Genomic DNA, 5,892 nt, shown 5'->3' with positions numbered 1-5,892 from the left:
TGCGCCCCTGGCCGTCCTGCAGCCCGGGGTGGCGGTCAGTGCCGGCTTCGAGGTGAGCCTGCCGCTTCTGCTGACCGGCGTGGTCCTGCTGCGGTATCCGCAGCTGCACGCGGTGGCGGGGGTGGCCGCGGTGGTGCTGGCCCTGCTGGCCCTGCTCACCTGCAACATCGGAGGGCTCCTGCTCGGCACCGTTCTCGGGGTGGCCGGCGGCTGCCTGGCGTTCTCCTGGGTGCCGCCCGCCGTGCCCGGCCCGTCACCGGACTGAGGCCGACCGCCCGTCACGGGACCGAGGCCCGACCGCCCGTCACCGGGCCGAAGCCCCCTCCCGTCCCCAGGCCGAAGGCCGATCGCCCCACCCCGGGACAGGGTCCGACCACCCCGGTCCCGGGCCGAGGCCCGGCCACCGCGCGTACCCGCGTTCCCCTCTCGCCCCCGGGAGAGTCATGACCTCCTCCTCCGTCTACGCCAGGGCCGGCATCCACAACCGGCGGCTGCGCGCCGGATACCAGGTGTGCCGGCGCACGTTCCGGCGCAACAACAGCACCTACTACGCGCTCGGTCACCTCCTGCCCCGCGCCGTGCGCCCCGCCGTGTGGGCGCTGGCCGCGGCCGCGCGCGTCATGGACGACCTGGCGGACAACGGCCCGGACGGGCCACGCGAGCGGGCCGCCCGCGTGGCCGCCTGGTCGGCGGCCTACCGCACGGACCTGCACCGCGGCGACAGCGCCGACCCGGTGCGGCGGGCGCTGGTGCACACGGTGCGGACCTGGGGCCTGTCCCCCGGCGAACTGGAGTCGGTCTTCGCCGAGCAGTACCGCGACCCCGGGCGCAGCGCGCCGCGCACGTGGCGGGAGTGGATCGACTACAGCCGGTCCGTCAACAGCGTCTACGGCAGTCAGGTTCCCGCGCTGCTGTCCCGGCTCGGGCTGTCCCTGGTCGCGCACGCACGGCACATGGAGGAGTACCACACGTGGCTGCAGGGCGTGCAGCTGACCGACGACCTGGAGGACCTGCACGAGGACCTCGCCCGTGGGCACCTCAGGCTTCCCGTGGAGGCGCTGGAGGAGTTCGGCGTGCGTGCCGAGGACCTGCGGGCACGCCGCTGGACGCCGGCGGTCGACGCGCTGGTGCGCTCCCTGGTCGGCCGGGCCCGCCGCTGGCTCGACCAGCCGGAGCTGGTCTTCGGTCCGGTGCCGGGTCTGGCGGTGTTCGTCCAGGCGACGGCGCAGGTGCTGTTCCTGCGGCTGGAAGCCGTCGAGCGGGCGGGTGCCGCGCTGCTGCACCGCAGGCCGCGTCTGCCGTGGGCCGCCCGGCGGCGCATCCTGGCCCGCGGCCGTGCCAAGGCGGCGCTCATCTGGTGGCTGACGCCCCTCTCGCCCCCACCGCTCGTTCCCCCGCCCGATGCGGCGCACCGGCGCGCCGACCGGCTCCTCGGCTCCCGGACCGCGCCCCTGGCTCCCCCGGTGCCGCCGCGGCCCCATCCGTCCGGTGCCCGGCCGCCGGACTTCGCGCCGGGCGCGCTGCCGCGGCACGTGGCGATCGTGATGGACGGCAACGGCCGCTGGGCCACCGAGCGCGGGCTGCCCCGCACCGACGGGCACCGGGCGGGGGCCGAGGCCCTGCGCGACGTGGTGCACGGCGCTCTGGAGGCCGGGCTGCCGCATCTGACGGTGTACGCGTTCTCCACGGAGAACTGGAGCCGCTCCTCCGCCGAGACCGACGCCCTCATGGGCCTGCTGCGCGAGCACCTCGACGACGAGGACCTGTGGTGTCTGGACGTGCGCGCGCGCTGGGCGGGCGTGCCCGACGGCCTGCCGGAGGACCTGGTGCAGGCGTTCCTGGAGCGCGAGCGGGCAACCGGCGGGCGCACCGGCCTGCTCCTCACCGTGTGCGCCAATTACGGCGGCCGGGCGGAGCTGGCCCAGGCGGCCCGGGCCCTCGCCGGTGCGGCCGCCGCCGGGCACGTCGACCCCGCCCGCGTCACCGAGCAGCAGCTGGCCCGTTATCTGCCGCTGCCCGACATGCCCGACGTGGACCTGTTCTGGCGCACCGGCGGGGAGCAGCGCACGTCCAACTTCCTGCCCTGGCACAGCATCTACGCCGAGCTGCTCTTCACCCCCGCCTACTGGCCCGACGTCGACCGCCGGGACCTGTGGGAGGCGATGGCCGCCTACGCCCGGCGGCAGCGCCGCTACGGCTCCGCTCCCGCCGCCGGCGCTCAGGTCCCGGGCTTGCGCCCGTAGACGTACACGTCGTCACCGTTCTTCAGCAGCGACCAGTACGACTTTGCGTCGGCACGCCGCATGTTCACGCAGCCGTGGGAGCCGGGCGCCGACCAGACGCTGCCGTCGATGGCGTGGAACGCCTGCCCGCCGTCGAAGAACTGGCTGTAGGGCATGCGGACCTTGTAGATCGTCGACCAGTGGTCGATGCTCCGCCAGTAGACGCTCTTGAGTCCGGTGCGCGTCTCGTAGCCGTCGCGGCCGGACCGGATGGGGACGGGCCCGAACTTCAGCTTCTTGCCGTCCTGGATCCAGCTCAGCTGGCGGGTCAGGTCGACGCAGGCGATGCGTCCCTTGTTCGTCGGGCAGGCGCCGGACGCGTTGGGGTTGTTGCCGGCCTCCCGCTGCTTGGCGACCACCTCCATCACGGACCACGTCACCGGGCCGGCGTAGCCGATGGCGGGGCTTATCCCGTGGCCGAGCTGGAAGTCGCGTATCGCCCGGCAGTCGGCGGCCGACTGCTTGCCGTCGACGGGACGGCCGAGGAAGCGCTCCGCCTTGGCCTGGTACGGCCCGGTCCCGGCGGTGCACGCGGAGCCTGCGGCCTGCGCGGTCCCGCCCATGGCCACGGTCAGGGGAGCGGCCAGGCCGGCCGCTCCCAGGAGGACGCCGAGGCGGCGAACCATCGTCTTTCTCAGGGGACTTGTCATGCCCGTTATGACCAACGGGGCGCCTGGTTGGTTGCGCGCGGGCAGCCGGCACGTGAACGTTCAGGCCGCCGCGCCGAGCGTGCGGACCTTCGTGCGGGCGTCGAAGCCGGAGCGCGGGGCGCCGCCGGGGCCGCTGCCGGGTGTGCCCACGTACAGCCAGCCGAGCAGTTGTTCCCCCGCGCCCACCCCGACGCAGTGGCGCACGGCGGGCGCGTCGACGGCCCGGCCCGTGCGCCAGATGGCGCCCCAGCCGCGGCTGTGCAGCAGCAGGTGCAGGTTCTGGACCACGGAGACCGTGGCGGCCAGCTGTTCCCACACCGGCACCTTGGGATGGTCGGGGCGGGGGCAGAAGACGATCGAGACCAGCAGCGGGGCGCGCAGGGGCTTGGCGCGGGCCCGCTCGGCGGCGGCGGCGTCCGTCGCGGCCTCCGCGAGGGCGGCACCCAGGAGTTCGCGCTGGGCGTCCCGGACGAGGACCAGCCGCCATGGTCTGAGCAGCCCGTGGTCGGGGGCGGCCGAGGCCGCCTGGATCAGTTCCAGCAGGGCGGCGTCGTCCGGTGCGGGGGGCACGAGCCGGGTGGCGCTGCGCCGGGTCAGCACGGCCTCCAGAACGTCCATGGCAAACCTCCCTTTTGTCGCGAAGATAAAGGATGGACGGGCCGCGCACGTGTCACCGCTCCGATTCGCCGTCCGGGGCGCTCCCCGGCCTTGACCTCAAGTTGACTTGAGTTTCTACGGTGCTCTTCGAGACGCAAGCGCACAGTAGGGACTTCGACGATGACGCAGACCACCCTCACGAGAGCGGGCCGCCCGGCGGCCCCGGCCGCCGCCCCCACCGGGCGGACGGCGCCCGGCGACGCGCGCCGCTGGTGGGGCCTGGCGGTGCTCGGCCTCTCCCAGCTGATCGTCCTGCTGGACGGCACGGTCGTGAACATCGCCCTGCCGTCCGCCCAGGCCGACCTGGGCATCGGCGACGGGGCACGGCAGTGGGTCATCACCTCCTACGCGCTCGCCTTCGGCGGCCTGCTGCTCCTGGGCGGCCGGATAGCCGACCTGATGGGCCGCAAGCGCACCTTCCTGACCGGCGTCGCCGGGTTCGGCCTGGCGTCGGCCGTCGGCGGCGCCGCGGACAGTGCGGGCATGCTCTTCGCCGGCCGTGCCCTGCAGGGCGCCTTCGCGGCGCTGATCGTGCCCGCCGCCATGTCCCTGCTGACGACCACCTTCACCGATCCGCGGGAGCGCGGCAGGGCGTTCGGCGTCTTCGGCGCCATCGCCGGCGCGGGGGCCGCGGCCGGCCTGCTCATCGGCGGGCTCGTCACCCAGTACCTGGACTGGCGCTGGTGCATGTACATCGCCGTGCCCGTCGAGGTGGTCGTCCTGATCGCCGCCGTGCCGCTGCTGTCCGACACCGGCCGGCACGCCGGAGGCCGCCTGGACGTGCCGGGGGCCGTCCTCGGCACGGCCGGCCTGGCCGCGATCGTCTACGGGCTGGGCGAGGCCGAGTCCCGTGGCTGGGGCGACCCGCTGGTGCTGGGCCTGCCGGCCGGCGGCGTGCTCCTGCTCACGGCGTTCGTGCTGTGGCAGGCCCGGGCGCCCCACCCGCTGCTGCCGCTGCGCATCGTGCGGGACCGGCGGCGCGCGGGAGCCCTGCTGACGGCGGGTCTGGCACCGGTCGCGATGTTCGGCGTGTTCCTCTTCATGACCTACTACCTGCAGGTCGTCCTCGGCTACTCCGCCGTCCGCACCGGCCTGGCCTTCCTTCCCCTGACCGCGGCGATGATCACGGGCTCCACGCAGCTGGCCGCCCGGCTGGTGCCGTTCGTGGCACCGCGCACGCTCGTGGTGCCGGGGCTCCTGACGGCCGCGACCGGCCTGCTCGTCCTGGCGCAGGCCGGTACCGGCACCCCGTACGCGACGCGGGTGCTGCCCGGGCTGGTGCTGCTGGGCCTGGGCATGGGCACCACGATGATGACGGTGATGGCCACGGCAACGGCGGGCGTCGACCCGCAGGACGCCGGGGTGACGTCGGCGATGGTGAGCACGGCGCAGCAGGTGGGCGGCGCGGTCGGCACGTCCGTCCTCAACTCGGTGGCGGCGGGCGCGACGCAGAGCTGGCTCGCCGGTCACCCGGGGGCCCCGGTGGCCGAGGCCACGGTGCACGGCTTCTCGACCGCGCTGTGGTGGGTGGCGGGTCTGCTGGTGCTGACCGCGGTGCCGGCCGGGATCCTGCTGCGCAGCGGCGGCCCGCTGCGGGGGGCCGGCCGGGCGTAGGGCCCGACGGAACCGGGGGCGGCTCCCGTGCGGGAGCCGCCCCCTTTTCCCTGCCGGTCGCGCACCACAGGATCAGTCCGGCTGGTCACCACAGGAGCAGTCCCCACAGCAGGCCGATGCCCGCCATCGTCCAGGCCACGTAGTCGCCCACGTGGCCGGAGTGCAGGCGGCGCAGGGGCGGCGCCCAGCCGCCCGAGGGGAGCAGGCGGTGCGCGGCGAGGACGGCCAGCCCGGTCGCCAGGGCGGCGGAGAGCAGGCCGAGGCCCGCGCCGGTCCACGTCCACCACTCCCCCGCATGGGCCGGGTACGGGCCGCCGGGCCCGCCGTCCAGCACCATGGCGGCGTAGCCCGCGTGGTCCATGAAGGCCCCGGCGGCCGCTCCCACCGCGGGAGGCAGCGCCGGGACCGTGCCCACCGCGAGGGAGCCGGCCAGCAGGAGGGCGGCGACCGTCACCATCGGCCGGGGCAGCAGGCGCAGCCGGCGGCCCGTCTCCGGTTCCTCCTCGTCGCCGGCCGTCTCCGGCTCGTCCTCGCCGTCCCCCTCCGCCTCCCGTTCGCTGTCCCCCGCGCCCAGGAAGACCCGTGCGGCCACCCGCAGCACCGCGCCCCCGGTGACCGCCGAGACGAGCACGAACAGCACCGGCAGCCAGGGGGCCTGCTCCTCCACCAGGGCCTTGCCCAGTCCCGTG

The 5,892-nt window shown here is 75.3% G+C and carries 5 protein-coding genes and 1 pseudogene; 3 read left to right on the top strand and 3 right to left on the bottom strand.

The features are described from left to right. Both LE181_RS31290 and uppS read left to right on the top strand, forming a co-directional pair. Window positions 1–265, top strand: a 265-nt coding sequence (locus LE181_RS31290) for a DUF6114 domain-containing protein (RefSeq protein ID WP_225664941.1), incomplete at its 5' end; no start/stop codon positions are given. 178 nt (window positions 266–443) lie between these two features. Further along, window positions 444–2,243 (top strand): polyprenyl diphosphate synthase, encoded by a 1,800-nt coding sequence (uppS, locus tag LE181_RS31285; protein WP_225664940.1) that lies wholly within the window; start codon window positions 444–446, stop codon window positions 2,241–2,243. Here the strand turns inward: uppS and LE181_RS31280 are convergent. Continuing rightward, window positions 2,219–2,908: a L,D-transpeptidase family protein gene (locus LE181_RS31280; RefSeq protein WP_225664943.1), complete on the bottom strand. Its 690-nt coding sequence runs from the start codon at window positions 2,906–2,908 to the stop codon at window positions 2,219–2,221. The genes uppS and LE181_RS31280 overlap by 25 nt on opposite strands. An 84-nt stretch (window positions 2,909–2,992) precedes the next feature. Next, on the bottom strand, window positions 2,993–3,550 hold the full coding sequence (locus tag LE181_RS31275) for a nitroreductase family protein (RefSeq protein WP_225664938.1): 558 nt from the start codon (window positions 3,548–3,550) through the stop codon (window positions 2,993–2,995). Between the two features lie 159 nt (window positions 3,551–3,709). Here LE181_RS31275 and LE181_RS31270 point away from each other — a divergent pair, with 159 nt between their 5' ends. Beyond that, the gene (locus LE181_RS31270; protein WP_225664937.1) at window positions 3,710–5,203 is read left to right on the top strand and encodes an MFS transporter; all 1,494 of its coding nucleotides are present in this window, start codon (window positions 3,710–3,712) and stop codon (window positions 5,201–5,203) included. Window positions 5,204–5,288: 85 nt separating this feature from the next. On the opposite strand, the pseudogene LE181_RS31265 reads toward LE181_RS31270, so the two are convergent. Beyond that, window positions 5,289–5,892, bottom strand: a pseudogene (locus tag LE181_RS31265) (complex I subunit 5 family protein); the annotation flags it as partial.

This window comes from Streptomyces sichuanensis, assembly GCF_020328095.1.
Taxonomy (GTDB): Bacteria; Actinomycetota; Actinomycetes; order Streptomycetales; family Streptomycetaceae; genus Streptomyces; species Streptomyces cinnamoneus.
The sequence above is the reverse complement of the archived record's forward strand: the minus strand, read 5'-3'. Positions and strand labels throughout refer to the sequence as shown.